The sequence below is a fragment of the Pseudoalteromonas sp. Scap06 genome (assembly GCF_013394165.1).
Taxonomy (GTDB): Bacteria; Pseudomonadota; Gammaproteobacteria; order Enterobacterales; family Alteromonadaceae; genus Pseudoalteromonas.
Window position 1 is genome coordinate 34,899 of the sequence record NZ_CP041331.1, and the last position, 16,290, is coordinate 51,188.

Annotated in this window: 14 protein-coding genes; 2 read left to right on the top strand and 12 right to left on the bottom strand. The window is 39.8% G+C overall.

Annotated elements, in window-relative coordinates; translation table 11 throughout:
- Positions 1-48: 48 nt before the first annotated feature.
- The 6 genes from FLM47_RS15725 to FLM47_RS15750 all read right to left on the bottom strand — a co-directional run bounded on the left by FLM47_RS15725 (position 49) and on the right by FLM47_RS15750 (position 5,415).
- Positions 49-1,521, bottom strand: a complete 1,473-nt coding sequence (locus FLM47_RS15725) for a S41 family peptidase (protein ID WP_178956899.1) — start codon at positions 1,519-1,521, stop codon at positions 49-51.
- 175 nt (positions 1,522-1,696) lie between these two features.
- Complete coding sequence (locus FLM47_RS15730) at positions 1,697-1,954, bottom strand: hypothetical protein (protein WP_178956878.1); 258 nt, start codon at positions 1,952-1,954, stop codon at positions 1,697-1,699.
- A 43-nt stretch (positions 1,955-1,997) separates the two neighbouring features.
- Positions 1,998-2,549: a GNAT family N-acetyltransferase gene (locus FLM47_RS15735; protein WP_178956900.1), complete on the bottom strand. Its 552-nt coding sequence runs from the start codon at positions 2,547-2,549 to the stop codon at positions 1,998-2,000.
- Between the two features lie 70 nt (positions 2,550-2,619).
- The gene (locus FLM47_RS15740) at positions 2,620-2,829 is read right to left on the bottom strand and encodes a hypothetical protein (RefSeq protein WP_178956901.1); all 210 of its coding nucleotides are present in this window, start codon (positions 2,827-2,829) and stop codon (positions 2,620-2,622) included.
- A gap of 114 nt (positions 2,830-2,943) precedes the next feature.
- The gene (locus tag FLM47_RS15745; protein WP_178956902.1) at positions 2,944-3,549 is read right to left on the bottom strand and encodes a DUF998 domain-containing protein; all 606 of its coding nucleotides are present in this window, start codon (positions 3,547-3,549) and stop codon (positions 2,944-2,946) included.
- Between the two features lie 345 nt (positions 3,550-3,894).
- Positions 3,895-5,415 (bottom strand): aldehyde dehydrogenase family protein, encoded by a 1,521-nt coding sequence (locus FLM47_RS15750; protein WP_178956903.1) that lies wholly within the window; start codon positions 5,413-5,415, stop codon positions 3,895-3,897.
- Positions 5,416-5,609: 194 nt separating this feature from the next.
- Here FLM47_RS15750 and FLM47_RS15755 point away from each other — a divergent pair, with 194 nt between their 5' ends.
- Complete coding sequence (locus FLM47_RS15755) at positions 5,610-6,503, top strand: AraC family transcriptional regulator (RefSeq protein WP_178956904.1); 894 nt, start codon at positions 5,610-5,612, stop codon at positions 6,501-6,503.
- A gap of 34 nt (positions 6,504-6,537) precedes the next feature.
- On the opposite strand, the gene FLM47_RS15760 is transcribed toward FLM47_RS15755, so the two are convergent.
- Together FLM47_RS15760 and FLM47_RS15765 are read right to left on the bottom strand one after the other, a co-directional pair.
- The gene (locus FLM47_RS15760) at positions 6,538-6,942 is read right to left on the bottom strand and encodes a hypothetical protein (RefSeq protein ID WP_178956905.1); all 405 of its coding nucleotides are present in this window, start codon (positions 6,940-6,942) and stop codon (positions 6,538-6,540) included.
- 648 nt (positions 6,943-7,590) lie between these two features.
- A complete protein-coding gene (locus FLM47_RS15765) occupies positions 7,591-10,584 on the bottom strand; it encodes a TonB-dependent receptor domain-containing protein (RefSeq protein WP_178956906.1) in 2,994 nt (997 codons plus the stop codon).
- A gap of 606 nt (positions 10,585-11,190) precedes the next feature.
- On the opposite strand from FLM47_RS15765, the gene FLM47_RS15770 reads away from it, so the two are divergent.
- Positions 11,191-12,159, top strand: coding sequence for a dihydrodipicolinate synthase family protein (locus FLM47_RS15770; RefSeq protein ID WP_178956907.1), 969 nt, complete (start codon positions 11,191-11,193; stop codon positions 12,157-12,159).
- A 375-nt stretch (positions 12,160-12,534) separates the two neighbouring features.
- On the opposite strand, the gene FLM47_RS15775 is transcribed toward FLM47_RS15770, so the two are convergent.
- The 4 genes from FLM47_RS15775 to FLM47_RS15790 form a co-directional block, all read right to left on the bottom strand.
- Positions 12,535-13,203, bottom strand: a complete 669-nt coding sequence (locus FLM47_RS15775; RefSeq protein ID WP_178956908.1) for a GntR family transcriptional regulator — start codon at positions 13,201-13,203, stop codon at positions 12,535-12,537.
- A gap of 134 nt (positions 13,204-13,337) precedes the next feature.
- Complete coding sequence (locus FLM47_RS15780) at positions 13,338-14,834, bottom strand: aldehyde dehydrogenase (NADP(+)) (protein ID WP_178956909.1); 1,497 nt, start codon at positions 14,832-14,834, stop codon at positions 13,338-13,340.
- 13 nt (positions 14,835-14,847) lie between these two features.
- Positions 14,848-15,849, bottom strand: a complete 1,002-nt coding sequence (locus tag FLM47_RS15785) for a 4-hydroxyproline epimerase (protein WP_138609503.1) — start codon at positions 15,847-15,849, stop codon at positions 14,848-14,850.
- A 3-nt stretch (positions 15,850-15,852) separates the two neighbouring features.
- Entirely contained in the window at positions 15,853-16,077 is a 225-nt protein-coding gene (locus tag FLM47_RS15790) for a hypothetical protein (protein WP_178956910.1), read from the bottom strand.
- Positions 16,078-16,290: the final 213 nt, after the last annotated feature.

Below are 16,290 nucleotides of genomic sequence, written 5' to 3' on the forward strand. Positions count from 1 at the left end.
AACCCCTAGTTAGAAAGTTAAGCCGCTTGTTACAACAAGCGGCTTTTTTTATAACAGTTTAATTTTTTCTAATAGCTTATCGGTTGTCCAATCAATATCGTTATAGGCAATATCAGGTTTGTAGTAATCGCCCTTTCCTCTTGCTCTATTAACATACACTTTATTAGGAACTATCACTTTACCTAAGCCTGAAGGTAAATCGGCTAAACGTACCTCCATATACAGCGAGTCTGCGCTACTGGGTGCACCAAACAACGTGGTATTTTCAAAAAGCTTAAACTTATCTAGCGCATCTAAACAAGCACTAGCGCATTGCGGCGGCACTATAACAAACACCTTAGTTTTAAAGTCACTCACTAACGGCTCTTCTGGTAGGTTATTTAGCGTATTAGTCTCTCGTTCTACATAAAATGGATCACCACTTTTAAGTGATAAAGCCATACCTGCTGCTATTTCTTTAATCAGTTCATGAAATTCAGGTTGATCTTTTACCACGTCAATTAACGATTTAACATAGTTGGTATTGTCTTTTGACGCTCTCCACCACACTTGTTCGTTTTGAGTAGTACCAGCTGTTTTTTGTTCTACTACTTTTTTGCCCCATAATTCTTTGGCTATTTGTGAGCTCCAATAAGATGAACCACCTTGGTTATGGCGCAAGTCTAATACCACGGCTTTTGCTGTAAGTAGCTTGCTACGTTGCTGTTTTATTTTTTCAAACACTTTTTTGTAGTCAGCTGTTTGTTTATCATTTACTGAAAAGCTAGGCATAGCAATCCACGCAATGTTTTTTTCAGGCCAGATTAAATCAATGGGAAGTTCATCACCATTGTAGGCATTTTCTAAATGCTTACTGACTGATTTAGGCCTTACAGACCAATTTAAAACCTGTTTATGGGTATTGCCATTGGGTTTAACAAACTCGCATTCTTTTAGGGGGACTAAAAATGGATTCCCTACATCCGTTAGTAACCGCCAACCTTGCTGCCACCAATGCCCTGGTTGAGCAACTTGCCCATGAAATGTAAACACTCTTTTGCGCATCAAAGCTTCAGTACTTTGCCCATCACATTGGCTTACAATATCCCCTTTTTTAATAGTGCTAATTTCACTGTAATACACTTTTAGCGCATCACCTCGCCATAAAGCACTAAAGCCGGGCCAGCGACGCGCAGGCCTGTCGATGCTTGAAAACGCACCAGCATGACCATCTTGTAACACCGTGCTAAAACGTGCAATTGCCGCTGCATGCGCCTGCGGCCCAATCGCTTGCTTAGACAGAGTAAGCGCCTCTGCTTTAGCTTGCTTTAATAACTCAGGAAAGGCTGGGTTGTTAACATCAAACATGCCAGGGTGATTTTTTGCCGATATGCTGTAAGCAGCTTCAATATCACGCTCAGTAACACTGCGCCATTGCTCTGGGGTTGTAGGAGTAAGCGATAATTCGGCCATGCTCAAGGTAGGCGTAATTAATAAAGCGCTCAATAAAGTACGGCTAACCATTTTTGTTTTTCTGTTCATGAAAATCCATTTTAAATTAAGTTATATAATTACTGTAAACTCATTTGGTGGAACTAAAAATATCTTAAATCCAATAAGTTTCAGCAATTTTTTACAGCAATAACTTAGCAACATTGAAAGCAGCTAGCAATGATTAACATTTAAAATGAACTGGCTTTAAATTAAGAGCAACAGCTTACTTAGCGATTTGTTCAATTTTGGTTTGTAATAGTGTTATGCGGGCGTTGAGTTTTCTAAAGCTATACTGTGAATAGCAAAAGTTTAAAAAGAAAGCAGCAAAACCTGAACAAGCAAGCCCTATCAATGGGCTGAAATAGAACATTAACAACAAAACAATAGCCACCATCACTAACGTAAGTCCCAAATAATGAGATACGCTAAATAACTTTCGGTTATTTTTTTCAAGCTGAACTATGTGAGAATCTATATCCATTAAAAATTTCCTTTTAACAAACCAACGTTAACTATCTTGAGCTTTAGGTAGCTACATAAGCAACATCTAAAGAAGTCCATTCATTCCATTGCGTCTTAGTTAATCGGTATAACTGTACGGCACGACCATGAAATTCATGATTGCTATAGTCTGTAAAGCCAATTTTCTTTGCTACTTTCAATGACGCAATATGCTCAGGTTCAATAATAACAACGACCGATTGATGAGTAGTTTGCGTAAACACATACTTTAAAACACCTTTAGCTGCTTCGCAGGCTAAGCCTTTATTCCAAAAATCGACCGCTAATCGATACCCTAAATTAGGCTCTTCGTTACCCGCGACGCTTTGTGGGGAAATACCACAAAATCCAATCAATAAATCGCTGTTTTTATCTATTAGTGCCCATGGGCCCAAACCATATGAATCGTAGCATTGTAAACACCACTTTATAAAATCACGAGTTGCAGCTTCATCGCACACACCACGAATTGAGTATTTCATCACTTCTTCGTCACTAAGAATTTTACTTAATGCCGGCACATCATCAATTGAAAACTGCCGAATAAGCAACCTTTGGGTTTCGCAAATTTTCACTCAAACCTCCTTGTAATTACAGCTAAAAACTTTCAAAAAACCAAGTAATTAAGGTAGGTCTCTCAGTTATTTAGTTCTTTTTATGTTCCGAATGCCACATAAGGTATCCAAATAATATGCCTACTAAAGGAAATATTATTAAAGATGAAATGATTCCATCAAAAAAACCTTGCTCACCTGTAAGGTGCATGATTAATTGAAATAAAATAGCTGTAGGAATTCCCCAGCCTAATGGGCCTCTTAGCAAAATAAAACGGAATTTAATAACGTTTATATTCATAAGTTTCCCTTGATTTAAAAGCCCAAATAATGAGCTAAAATCAACACAATGCTGATGTATTTCTTAGATTGACAAGCCTAACGTTTAAACAAATGATAGGCACTAGTGATTGTTTTAAATTAATGTTATTGAAAAAACACTTAACCAACTTAATTGAATACCATAAGAGATACGTTGGTAGGTACCAGGGTTGCTTTGTAGTTTTATTGCTTTAGCCATAGCAAACAGATAATAAACTGTGGCGATAACAGAAACAATTGAAAAAACACGAAAGTATAGAGAGATAACTTCTGTGGTTGGACTAATAGCTATTAATATTGGTGCTACAACCAGCGAAAGTAACATAATAAAACCAGCCCAAGAATGTACCTTGCAGTTAAAAGTTGGATGTTTAGTAAATGGGTCAGCATCCATAGGAAAATAACCCGCAACCCAGGTACCAATACCATGCACTATAACTAGCCAACCAGCAATATTAACCAATATAGAAACATTAGCCAATCGCGCCAAATACCAGCCAAAAAAGCAAAATAGAAAACCTAAAGGATAATTATTAATTAGTGGTGACAGTTTTTCAGTTGGGCTTCCTGTTGCACCTAATTCACTACAAAATTGTTTAGAATGACTGTAACCTTCATAAAACCGACTTGCTACATAAACACCAATGAATATCCATAATGTGGCTATTAACCCTGAATAAATCGCAATCGTTTCAAACATCACCATAATCCTTTTTGTGATTAATTCACTAAAGCCTTTTTAAACACAGAGGAGAAAATGAGCCGGCTTCGAGTGACGAGCTGTGAGCTTGTACAAACAGCCTGAAACCTAGTCTTAACAGTAGAACCTGTGACCTTTAACCTACTCTTTCAACGCAGCGTCTATTTACCCTCTTTGTGCATGATTCACTGAGGTTTTATTTCGCCTCATTAATAAATCATTTCTTTATCATTATAATTAACCACTAATCAAATGCTATCAGTATTAGTTTTAAAAAAACAAAGCGCTACAACAATGCAGCGCTTTCATTACTTATAGGTTGTTTATTTAAACTAAAACGCGTTATTAAAAGAAGCCAAGGGGATCTTCGCTGTAACTTACTAATAAGTTTTTAGTTTGTTGGTAATGATCGAGCGCGAGTTTGTGTGTTTCGCGGCCTATACCAGACTTTTTATAACCGCCAAACGCAGCGTGTGCTGGGTACATATGGTAACAGTTGGTCCATACGCGACCGGCTTCTATTTTGCGACCAAAGTGATAAGCGCGGTTCATATTACGGCTCCATACACCTGCGCCTAAACCAAATTCTGAGCCATTAGCCAATTCGAGCGCTTCGGCTTCGTCTTTAAAGGTCGACATTGAAATAACGGGGCCAAAAATTTCTTCTTGGAACACGCGCATATCGTTAGTTCCTTTTAATAAAGTAGGTTGAATGTAATAGCCACCATTTAGCTCATCGCTAAGTTGCTCAACATGACCGCCACTGAGTACTTCAGCACCTTCTTGTTTGCCAATATCTATGTAACTTAAAATTTTATCAAACTGTGCTTTAGAGGCTTGCGCACCTACCATGGTTTCGCTGTCTAGCGGGTTACCGCGTTTAATTTGCTTGGTACGTTTTAAAATGCGCTCTATAAATTGCTCATAAATATCTTCTTGGATAAACAAGCGTGATGGACAAGTACATACTTCACCTTGGTTAAAGTAGGCAAGAATGGCGCCCTCAATTGCTTTATCTAGGTATGAGTCGTCTTTTTCCATAACATCGCTAAAGAAAATATTAGGTGATTTTCCCCCAAGTTCTACCGTTGAAGGAATAATATTTTCAGCTGCGCATTTTAAAATATGTGAACCCACAGGGGTTGAGCCTGTAAAGGCAATTTTAGCTATACGCGTATTAGTTGCCAGTGCTTCACCGGCTTCTTTACCAAAACCATTTACTACGTTTAGCACGCCGCCGGGTAGTAAATCACCAATAATTTCCATTAACACTAATATTGATGCAGGTGTTTGCTCAGCAGGTTTAAGTACCACACAGTTACCAGCTGCTAGTGCCGGCGCTAGCTTCCATGCAGCCATTAAAATTGGAAAGTTCCACGGAATAATTTGCCCTACAACACCTAATGGTTCATGAAAATGATACGCCACCGTGGTTTCGTCTATTTCACCAATACTGCCATCTTGAGCACGCAAGCAACCGGCAAAGTAACGAAAGTGGTCCGCAGCAAGTGGAATATCAGCGGCGAGGGTTTCGCGAATGGCTTTACCGTTATCCCATGTTTCGGCCACTGCAAGTAGCTCTAGATTTTGTTCAATGCGATCGGCAATTTTTAATAAAATATTACTGCGCTCGGTCACTGAGGTTGTGCCCCACTGCGTTTTTACGGCATGCGCTTTATCAAGCGCCAAATTAATATCGTCTTTGTCAGAGCGGGGAATTTTACAAAACACTTTGCCATTTACAGGGCTAATATTCTCAAAGTATTGACCATTAACGGGTTCAACCCACTCGCCGCCAATATAGTTACCATACTGCTGTTTAAATGTGATGAGTGCGTCTGCTGTGCCTGGATTTGCGTAAATCATATGTGTGTTCTCTTGTTGTTGTTAGCTAAAAGTCTAAGCCGAAATACCAGCAACTTGTTAGAGTAATGTAGCTAGTTGCTTTATATTTAATCGGTATTGATTGACATTAGACTATTAAGCGCTTAAAAACTTGATTAGCAGTCCAAAAAAATTGTCTGTGAGTCCAAACGATTTAATCATTAAAAAGGCTGATTATGTATTCGTCGCAGTTAAATAAAAAACGCCAACAACTTGATGTACTTATTGAAAACAAAGTGAGCTTTGCTGCCGACAACAGCGAACTGAGTATTTATGATACTTATAAAAGTGCGCAAAAAGTGGCGCTGCATTCAAACGAATTATTATTTTGTGCCATGCTCAGTGGCAAAAAAATTATGCATGTTGAGAATAGTCAGTATCATAAAGCGTTTTTACCACACGAATCGTTTGTATTAGCGCCCGAGCAAGGGGTGCTGATTGATTTTCCTCAGGCAACTATCAACTCACCTACCACCTGTTTAGCGATTGAAATCAGCACCGATAAAATAACCAATGTGGCTAATGCACTTAATATGCAGCAAAACTTTGCTAGTGATGCCTTGTTTGAATACAGCCCTAATTTAGTGCATACCCAACATAATACGCAAACTCAGCAGTTATTAGAGCGAATGGTGCATTTATTTAGTGAGCAAGGCGCCGAGCGACACTACTTAATTGATTTATCGTTAAACGAATTGATCACCCGTTTATTACAACAACAAAGCCGTGATTTATTGCTGGCAAACTGTGACAAGCTACGCCTAAAAAGTAACGTGAGTGATGCACTACATTATATTGAAGAGCATTTAAGCGACACACTCGACATAGACACCTTGTGCAAAATAACTTGTATGAGTCGTAGTAAGTTTTACCAGCAATTTAAACTCGCTTTTGGCACAAGCCCTGCACTTTGGCAGCAACAACTTAGACTTAAAAAAGCCCGCACGCTTTTATTAGAAGGCCAAGCTATAAGTAAAGTGTGCTACGACCTTGGTTTTAATAACGCCAGTCATTTTAGCCGTTTATTTAAGCAAACCTTTGGGATTGCACCTAAACAGTGTCGGCATTAATAGCTAATGCTTTACTAAGTGGTTAAAAGCGCAGTCATATTTTAACAACCACACTATAATAGCTTGAAATACATAAACTTACACCTGCCAGCAACCACACTACGCCGTAGTTATGCCATAAGAAAGCGTTATTGTAAACTTTATGAGGGTTGTGCTTATCCACCAATAGCGTGCATTGCTTACCCTGCTTAAAACGCCACATCATATTTTCGTTATAATCAATTAGTATACTGCACACTTGATCATCAAAACGAAAACTCACTAGCATCGTTGGCTGATGTAAAAGCTCTGGCGCTGTTATTTGATTATTTGTCGCTGCTGTTATTTGTTCTATGTTACACACTCGCCAATGGCGTTTATTAACTTTACATTTTAACCAACGAACAAGTGGCAACAAGCCTATTAGTATAAATACAACCCCTAACCCTAGAAGTACCATACATTCACCTTCATTTTAATTAATTTTTTGGTAAACAAAATGAGTAAATAAATCACTCAACGTTGTATCTACTGATTTAAATACTGTTATTTTTTATCTACTTTTTCGAACAGGTATATTTTGTTTGGCTAAATAAGCCAGTTCAACACACGGCAAGCTCTGTAAATATACCTTCTTGCATTGATAACAATAACTTACCAGTTTCATTTAATATATTAATTACTATCTACAAATAAACTGCTACGAGTGATTGCGGAAGTATCATATTCACGACTATCTTTATGATGATTTTCAATTAAATCAATATGTGTGTCTGATGCAAGCCATTTAAAATAATATATAATGACTCACCGTCCATATGCATATCAAGGGTATAGATGTGTAACCAATCGGGTTGTGACTACTGCCAATGAGAAAACAAAGCTGAGTCATAATTATCCCTTGTTATTTTTGCATGCAATGTGCCTTCATTTCTTGTAATAAAAGTGCCAATAACTCACTACAAAAATGCCAAACAGCTGCCTGCCCAGCATCGAGGCTGTGTTGCTCTTGATGAGAATGTGCTTAAACATTAACTCAACTTTAGCATTCACCAACATAGTCATGAGATACTAAAGTTGAGCTCTTACAGCTTCTTACCAGGGAAAATTAAAACTCTATTCGTGCGGTCAATGACACATAGCGAGCACCTTGACGTCCTGTCACTAAGCCATAATCAGGATTAAGCTTTAAGCCATTTTCACCGTACTGAGCACGCTCTTCGTTGATATTTATCGCACTATCGCTATTAAGCAAATTATAAACAGTGCCTTTTAAAATCACGTTTGAGCCAAAAAAGTCAGTGTAGTACGTCAATGACATGTCTATATTAGTGAGCCAAGGTAAATTACCTTTACTGCCACGTGGCGCAGGGTTGCCATTTTCATCATAATGAGATGCTTGATCGTAATATTTACTAACACATGCATCCCATGGGCTTCCTTGTTCGCAGCTATCGACACCTTCAGGGTGAACTGAGAAGTAGCTCTTTGGACGACCTGATGTAGTTCGCGCAACTAAACCTAGGGTCAATGAATCGGTAATATTATAGGCGCCACTAAACTTAATAGCGTGGCGGTGGTCATTTGGTAAATTACCATAGCCATGATCCATCAAATCACCATAGTCGTAGGAGGTCGTCCAACCAGGATCGGCTTGGTTATTATCCGTTTTAACTAAACCTTCGGTATTACCATAGCTATGTGACCATGTATATGAAGTATTGATACGCAAGTCATCAGTTATATTGCCATCTAAGGTAAACTCAAGCGCCAAATATTTGCGTTGTGCTTCGGCAAGTGCAAGTTCATCAGCACTTAAATTTACGTTATCAATTTCTCCATCACCATCAAAGTCATACGACATTTGAATCGCTTCACCAGGGTTATTGAGTACGTAATATGAACCTTGCCCTACGTTATCGGTTATACCCATTTCAGCAAGCTTTTTGGCAAGCACAGGGCCTACATCAGTGTCTTCAACACTGCGACCTAAATCACGGTAAATAGCACGTACACCTGCAGACATCGTATCAAACACTTCTTGCTGATAACCAATTGTAAATTCATCGCTGTACATTGGTTTTAAAGAAGCAGAGGCAATTAGCCCTGGTTCAGTAATACCCCGCTGACGCCAGCGTCTATCACGTAACATATCCCCTCTGCTAGGTGAGCCATCAGCTAATAAAGAAGGTGAACCGCTACCTTCTAATTGATCCAGTTCGAAATACTCAAACCATTCAATAGATGCAGAACCTTGGGTGATATTCATGTTCGCAGAGACAGGTTGAAAATAACGCCCAAAGGTTGCAAATACTTTTGCACTACCATCACCATTAACGTCATAAATTGCTTGTATACGTGGCGCGATTTGATTATCTATATCAACAAAAGCCCGACCATCTGAAACAGTGTTTTCGAACTGGCTATAACGCAAACCCATATTAAGCACTAAATTATCAGTAGCTTGCCATGAATCATTAATGTAAAACGCTAATGAAGTGGTAGCAGAATCGACCTCACGGCTACGAATCCTTCTTTCGATAAAGTCAGTACCTAGTGTAGCGCCCGATACATCGTTTTCACCGGCCGTTTTTACTGTCCACCAGCCTTTAGCATCCCCAATACCATTTTGACCTTCAAAAAAATCGACCTTCACGTTAGTGTAATCAATACCAAATTGGATTGAATGCATATCCAAATCCCAGTTAAAATCAATGCGAGCTTGGTCTCGGATGTACTCTTCTTCTGTTATTCCTGAATTAGTGTGCTGGCTTAACGTAACAAAACCATTTCTTTCATCCCATACACCTGGGTTTGGAGACGCTACCACGTTCTCAACATTCTCAGTAACACGGCCAACAACGGCTGACACTGAAAAAGTATCTGTCAGATAGCCATTGTAGTTAATACTATAAACATTACCGCCATCTTCACCTGGTGCATCTACCCCTTGCTGATCACCCACAACATTATCTTTCCAATTATAAGCAAACGTTTTGTCAGTCCAAGTACGTTTATTGTTCATTGCAGAGAAACCAATAGAGTGATCTTCATTAATAAACCAATCCACTTTCGTGAACCAACGATCTTCATCACGCTCAAAATCAGAGAACGTGGTTTGCCCAGCGCTGCTAGACTCTTCTCTGCGTGGAGCAAATAAGCCATAGAAGAACAGCGTATCTTCAATAAGCGCACCGCTCGCCCATAACTGTACTTCTTTAAAATCGTAACTACTTTGCTTAGTGTTGGTACTGATGGTGCCACTATCTTGAAATATTGAATCATGCTGATTACGAAGACTATCAGGATCCCAGCGCACCTCTGCACCAAGTTTAAAATCATTATCGCCTGATTTAGATACAGCGTTTACAATACCGCCTAATGCCCCTCCAAATTCAGGGCTAACACCACCCGTTTTAACTTGAGTTTGCGAAATAGCCTCCCATGGAAGACGAATTGAACCTAACCCTGTGCGAATACTGGTTACATTCAAGCCATTAAAATAGTAGCCATTCTCAGCGGCTGATGAGCCACCAAAACTAGAGGCTCCTTTGAAATTAGAACCACCAGGAGCTGCAGTACCTGGCGCTAGTAACGCAATACTCTCAAAACCAGTATTTACCGGCATTGCTTTAAGTTCAGCATCACTAAACGTTAAGCCAGAGGTGGAAGATGCCATATCTACACGACGAATTGCCGAACCTGCTACCGCGATACGCTCTATATCAATACCAGCTTTATAAAGTTGTACATCAAGTATTATTGATTGGCCAATAGTTACCGCAACATTTTCTTCAGTCATTGCTTGATAACCGTCTTTTACAATAGTTACATCGTATGTACCTACAGGTACGTTTCTTAATAAGTAATCACCCTCGGCGTTACTGGTAATGGTGTAAACCAACCCTTTGCTTTTGTGCTTAAGTGTAATAGTTGCGCCGGTTAAATCATTCCCCGATTGCGCAACAATATGACCTTTAACAATACTACTGCCATCAACAGCGTGTGCCGCTGGTGCAATTAATAATGCTGCTGTTACCGCAGTTGCCAGCAGAGTTCTAGCACCCACGCCTCGAGTTTGTTTTTTATTATTTGTAATCATGTAAGAATTCCTTGGTCCTGTAGATTTTTATTGTGAGACTAACCTCGACGTAAAATATACATAAATTACATATTGTATACAATATTAAATATATGATAATTTTTAGTTAAAATTTAAATACAAATTAAACAAAGTCAATTGCTCTGCAAGTTTGTAACTAAAGGAAGCTTTATTAAGTATCGTAATTTAATACATGAGCTGAAGTATTTAACCTGAACTCTGGTTAAGAGATATACTAATATTTTGAATCAAAGTGATATTTATGTTTATTTTCTCTAGCCAGAGATTTTCAGTGGGTACTAAGCGAAATTACTTGCAATAGTTAGCCTATTGCAAGTAGATTAAACTCAGTTAACGCTAAGAATAGCTACTTGGGGTAGGTTTATAATCCAGAGTTCAGGTTATTAAGAAGCAAACTATAGTTCGTGAAGATAGTTAAATGATTAACCCCACTTTATATAGTTAGCGTTACTCGCCTTTGCATGCCCCTGTATAATTTACATATACGATACCCTTTTAATTTAGTTCTTAGACTTGCCGAAGTTAATTTTACTGATACAATCGAAATGTATAATGTATACAATATTACTTATTAGAGGAAATATAATGGAAACAAACTGTAAAGATTGGCGATACACAGTTATGCCAGCCGTATTTACATGGCTCAAAGAAACAGAGTCTGGAACCGTTGCAATTGACCTTGATGCAACGAAAAAATACGCTGCAGATATTTTAAAGGTGCAAGGCAAAGGTGGAACTCGTATGGGAGGCCTTGTTGGCTCTGGTACTCTTGGTGAGAACAGCTACCTAAGCTCCGAACAGCGTCTTTCTTTACTAAAAGCTCTCTCAAGTGTTGCTAAAGAATACAATGTTCCATTGATTAGTGGCGCAGCCGCAGAAACCAAAGAAGAGCTGGCCAAAATTGTTACAGAGCTAGCAACTGTTGGCGTGGACACCGTAATGGTGATGCCACCAAAAACCAAATACACGCCTTCTGATGAGGAAATGTATGCGTATTATTCCCTTTCTGCCACAGCTGCAAAAGAGGCCGGTATTACAATAATGCCTTATAACAACCCGGACGCCGCTGGCTATCATCCACTTTCAACTGACCTTCTAACAAAGCTTGCCGCTTTACCTGAAGTTACGGCGCTTAAAATATCCACCATAGATGTATCTGTCATTGAAACGATGGTGCTAGAAAATAAGGACATAAAAGTACTCGCAGGTGTAGATACGGTAACTATACATGCAGGACTCGCTGGCGCATGCGGTGGAATTACAGGCGTTGGCTGTATATTTCCAAAAGCGAGTGTCACTATGCAGGAATACGTGAATAAAGGTGAGTGGGCCGAGGCAAACAAAATTTCTCAAGCTATGAATTCTATATCTTACCTTGATGCACAACCGTTACTTTTAGAATACCTTAAGTTTGCATTTGGCATTCATCATAATGATGTAACTGGCGGGCTTCGTACTTTTGGTAAAAAGTTAAATCAACAGCAAATTGATGATGTACACACAAGGTATGCCTTAGCAAAAGAACGACTCGAGGGTCTGGGTTTAATAGACTGAATTTTCAAAAATTGACAAGCAAAAGCTCCGTTTTTACGGAGCGTTTTTGTAGCTATAGATAAGCTGCTCTTGCGGTGATTGCGCTGACCTTATTAAATAATCATACTTGAGCATAAAAGAAAATCAGATATATCGTTTATTCAAATATAGCGTAAGACTAAGCTTTGCACTTCTGAGTTTTTTACCCTATCTAGCTAAAGTATTTTTTACATACCCACTTAATAATACAGAAAAGTTGATGGGACCTTGTTCAGTTAGCTAACATCGCATTAAGCAAACTAATCGAGGTAAGTTAAAGACAACATAAATATAGCATTCTTATTTGCCTACGGGCAGCAAGCTGAGCACATGATAAAAAATGTGGCTTATTTAACACTACCTTTTTTCGTCTTCTATTTTAAGTAATAGCTTTTTAATGTCGTTTTTGGCGCCTAAGATATGCTTTTTCAAAAAGTCACACGCTTTTTTAGTGTTCTTTGCACGACAGTGATTTAACAATATACGGTGCTCTTCTGGTGCTGTGGTTAAACCACCCGCTAGTAAAATATGCATGCGCACATAACGCTCTGAATTTTTACTATACATATCAACTAGTTCACGAGTTTGTGGGCGTTGTGCGCGTGAATACAACTTACCATGAAAACGGCTGTTTAAATCGCCCGTTGCTAGGTGGGTATCACCTGCATCCATGGCGCTTTCTAGCTCAGTTAAGATAAGCTCAGCATCAATTAAATCTTGATCTGTTAAACCTTCTATTGAGTGACTTAGCAGCTCAGCCTCAAGTAATGCCCTTAAATCAAAGATTTCATCAATTTGTGATGCTGAAAGCTCTGTTGCCGTGGCTCCTTTATGCGCTTCAAAATTTACAAGCCCTTCAGCTTCGAGCTGAAGCAGTGCCTCACGAACAGGTATTCGGCTTACATTAAGCTCAGCAGCAAGTGCAGCTTGACGCAGTGGATCACCAGCTTTGATTTCACCGGTTAATATTTTTTCACGAATTGCTTCTGCTACTAATTGGGTGCGTGTTTTGTGTTCGATAGCCATGGTGATCCTTAAGTATTGCATTTAGCATACATTATACTCAAGTAACATGAGATGCCAAGTTAGATTCCGTCCTCAGTTAGCGTTTATAAAGGAAAAGCGGGAATATACAATTTGCATATCCCGCCCAATGAATCTTATGCTTGATAGCAAATTGGTCGCATAAAACGTAACATTGCATTTGTGCCTACAGAGGTACTACGTACATCCGTTGAGCTTGGAAATGGCCCACCGTGGTTCATTGAACCACACACTTCAACACCTGTTGGCATCTGATTTTTTATCAAACGACCCACTTTATATTGCAGTGCTTCGATGAGGCTATCTGCTTTGCTTAAATCCGCTTTCGTGCCATGAACGCTGGCTGTAAGCTGCCCTTGCAGTTTATTTATTAATGTCATAAGTTGCTGTTCACTGTCGTAACGCACAACTAATGCAGCAGGGCCAAACATTTCTTCATTCAACGCTGGGGTTGTTAAATAATCGTCGGCATTACAAACGAATACATGTGCATTAGCATGGAACGTTTGCTCAAGCTTACCTTTCCCTAACACGCTTACTTGAGCAAGTTGGCCTCGCTCTTCTACTTGATGTTTAAACGTTTTAACAATGTCTGGCGTGAGCAAAGTGTCTGATGGTGCATCATTAATGCTCGCAGTAATATGTGCTTCAAGCTCATCACACCCGGTTGGCACTAACCAAAGCCCAGGGCTGGTGCAAAACTGGCCGTTACCCATAAGCATTGACTGGCAAAGTGACTGCGCCATTTCTTTACTCTGTTCAATGGCTTTATTGGGTAAAATAACTTGAGGGTTAATACTACCCAGCTCACCATAAAATGGGATGGGCTCTTCACGTTTAGCAATCGTTTCTTGCAGTTTACTAGCCACGTTAAATGAGCCTGTAAAGCCAACCGCTTTAATTGCCGGCGCTGCAACTAATTGATGCGATATGTCATGCTCCTTACTTTGCACCATTGCAAACACGCCTAATGGCATCGCACATTCTTTTATGGCTGCAAGCGCCGCACGTGCCATCAACTCGCCAGTTCCTGGATGCGCTGTGTGATTTTTAACAATGACCGGGCACCCAGCAGCAAGTGCCGCTGCTGTATCGCCACCCAATGTTGAAAAGGCATAAGGAAAATTAGATGCACCAAACACAGCAGCCGGCCCCAATGGTAAATAGTTAAGTTCAGTGTGTGGTTTTGGTAACGGTGATCTTGTTGCATCGGCCTCATCCACTATTTTTAAACCCAAAGGTGATTCAGGGTTTTCGCGCAATGCACTGGCAAACGCTTTAAGTTGATTTACGGTGCGCATGCGCTCCCCCTGCAATCGCGCAAGCGGTAAGTTGGTTTCTTGCTGAGTTTGCTCAAGTAGATCATCACCAAGCGCTAATATTTGATCTGCAATACACATTAAAAAATCAGCACGTTGTGCATAGCTAGTTTTACGATACTCATAAAAAGCCGATTGTGCGGCTTCGATTGCAACGTTTAATTCAGTGGCGCTGAGATTAAAAAAGCATGTAGGTAGTGGTTCATTACCAGCGGGAGAAAATGCATTAAATTCACCATTCGCTGAATCACCAACCCATTGTCCTGCTACTAAACTTTGTCCTGTTAATGTCATGTTTTGCTCCTGATTATATTACTTGAAACCCAAATGCATATGGGTCATCGTCATCGACTGTGATAGCACTTGTGCCTGTTACTCTAGACCAACCTTGAATACTTGGCAGAATAGCTGTTACGCCTGCGATTTCTGTTACCTGTTCAATACGGCCGATAAATTGGCTACCGATATAACTTTCGTGGATAAATTCTTGCCCTTGGGCCAACTGCCCTTTCGCAAAAAGCTGTGCCATACGGGCGCTAGTGCCTGTTCCACATGGTGAGCGATCAATGGCTTTGTCACCATAAAAAACAGCATTTGCGGCATGTGAATTGGCATTTTTAGGTGTGCCTGCCCATAACACATGGCTTGCACCTTGAACGGTTGGGTCAAGGGGGTGAACACATTTTATTTTTGCGTTTATGGCATCACGCACCTGCGGGCTGTACTTTAAAATTTGCCCAGCGGTTAAATGCTCAATGCCTTTGTAATTGGCTTGCGGTTCAACAATAATGTAGAAGTTACCTCCGTAGGCAATATCTACTTTAAGCTCGCCCAGTTCAGGTACTTCAATTACAATTGACTGATATGCTAAGTACGCGGGAACATTATAAATTTTTACCCACTGAACTTTACCATCGGTCATTTCATAATTGATTCGTACACGTCCAGCTGGCGTATCTAATAGCAAGGTCCCGGGCACTTTTGCATGTAATAAACCATGCTCTAAAGCAAACGTAACAATACCCATTGTGCCGTGGCCGCACATGGGCAAGCACCCTGATGTTTCAACAAATAAGATAGCGGCATCGCCGTCTTCTGTGGTAGGCGGATATAAAAATCCGCCCGACATCATATCGTGACCACGAGGCTCAAACATTAGCGCTTGGCGTATCCAATCGTGATTTTGAAAAAAGTCTTGGCGTTTCTCACTCATGCTCTGTCCGCTCAATTGCGGGTGACCACTGGTAATTAGCCTTACGGGATTGCCACAGGTATGGCCGTCAATACAAAAAAAGGTCCCTTTGAGCATAACTTAATCCAACTTTAATTTTGTTACGTCAATACCGCTTGCCATTGCTTTAGTGTAAAGCGTGGTAACAGCTGCATTTTCATCTGATGCGTTTAGCTTAATAACGCTGTGAGCAGTTTGATTATTTAGCTCATCGATCATGTTTGCGCTACTTGCAAAATGAATAGCGCCATCTTCATTAAACTGAGCCGAAAACGATCCAAAGGCCTGTTGCCAATTTACTGTCATTTTAATTACCTGATTGATGTTTATGCTTGATATAGTAGGTATATTGTATACAATAATCAATATCCTATTTCAGCATTCCTTTCTTTAGTGGCATTGAAGGGCATCTATAAAACAGCAGCAAAAACATTAAACCATTGAATCTAAACAACAATGAAGCAAAATAACAAGTATTGAAAAATCATATCTCGTAACTTAAAAAATAAATGCAATTTT

Excerpts from the sequence above, each read along its gene's own strand:
- FLM47_RS15725 (WP_178956899.1), bottom strand. The coding sequence starts at position 1,521 with ATGAACAGAAAAACAAAAATGGTTAGCCGTACTTTATTGAGCGCTTTA.
- FLM47_RS15740 (WP_178956901.1), bottom strand. The coding sequence starts at position 2,829 with ATGAATATAAACGTTATTAAATTCCGTTTTATTTTGCTAAGAGGCCCA.
- FLM47_RS15750 (WP_178956903.1), bottom strand. The coding sequence starts at position 5,415 with ATGATTTACGCAAATCCAGGCACAGCAGACGCACTCATCACATTTAAA.
- FLM47_RS15755 (WP_178956904.1), top strand. The coding sequence starts at position 5,610 with ATGTATTCGTCGCAGTTAAATAAAAAACGCCAACAACTTGATGTACTT.
- FLM47_RS15770 (WP_178956907.1), top strand. The coding sequence starts at position 11,191 with ATGGAAACAAACTGTAAAGATTGGCGATACACAGTTATGCCAGCCGTA.
- FLM47_RS15760 (WP_178956905.1), bottom strand. The coding sequence starts at position 6,942 with ATGGTACTTCTAGGGTTAGGGGTTGTATTTATACTAATAGGCTTGTTG.
- FLM47_RS15730 (WP_178956878.1), bottom strand. The coding sequence starts at position 1,954 with ATGGATATAGATTCTCACATAGTTCAGCTTGAAAAAAATAACCGAAAG.
- FLM47_RS15765 (WP_178956906.1), bottom strand. The coding sequence starts at position 10,584 with ATGATTACAAATAATAAAAAACAAACTCGAGGCGTGGGTGCTAGAACT.
- FLM47_RS15780 (WP_178956909.1), bottom strand. The coding sequence starts at position 14,834 with ATGACATTAACAGGACAAAGTTTAGTAGCAGGACAATGGGTTGGTGAT.
- FLM47_RS15785 (WP_138609503.1), bottom strand. The coding sequence starts at position 15,849 with ATGCTCAAAGGGACCTTTTTTTGTATTGACGGCCATACCTGTGGCAAT.
- FLM47_RS15745 (WP_178956902.1), bottom strand. The coding sequence starts at position 3,549 with ATGTTTGAAACGATTGCGATTTATTCAGGGTTAATAGCCACATTATGG.
- FLM47_RS15775 (WP_178956908.1), bottom strand. The coding sequence starts at position 13,203 with ATGGCTATCGAACACAAAACACGCACCCAATTAGTAGCAGAAGCAATT.
- FLM47_RS15790 (WP_178956910.1), bottom strand. The coding sequence starts at position 16,077 with ATGACAGTAAATTGGCAACAGGCCTTTGGATCGTTTTCGGCTCAGTTT.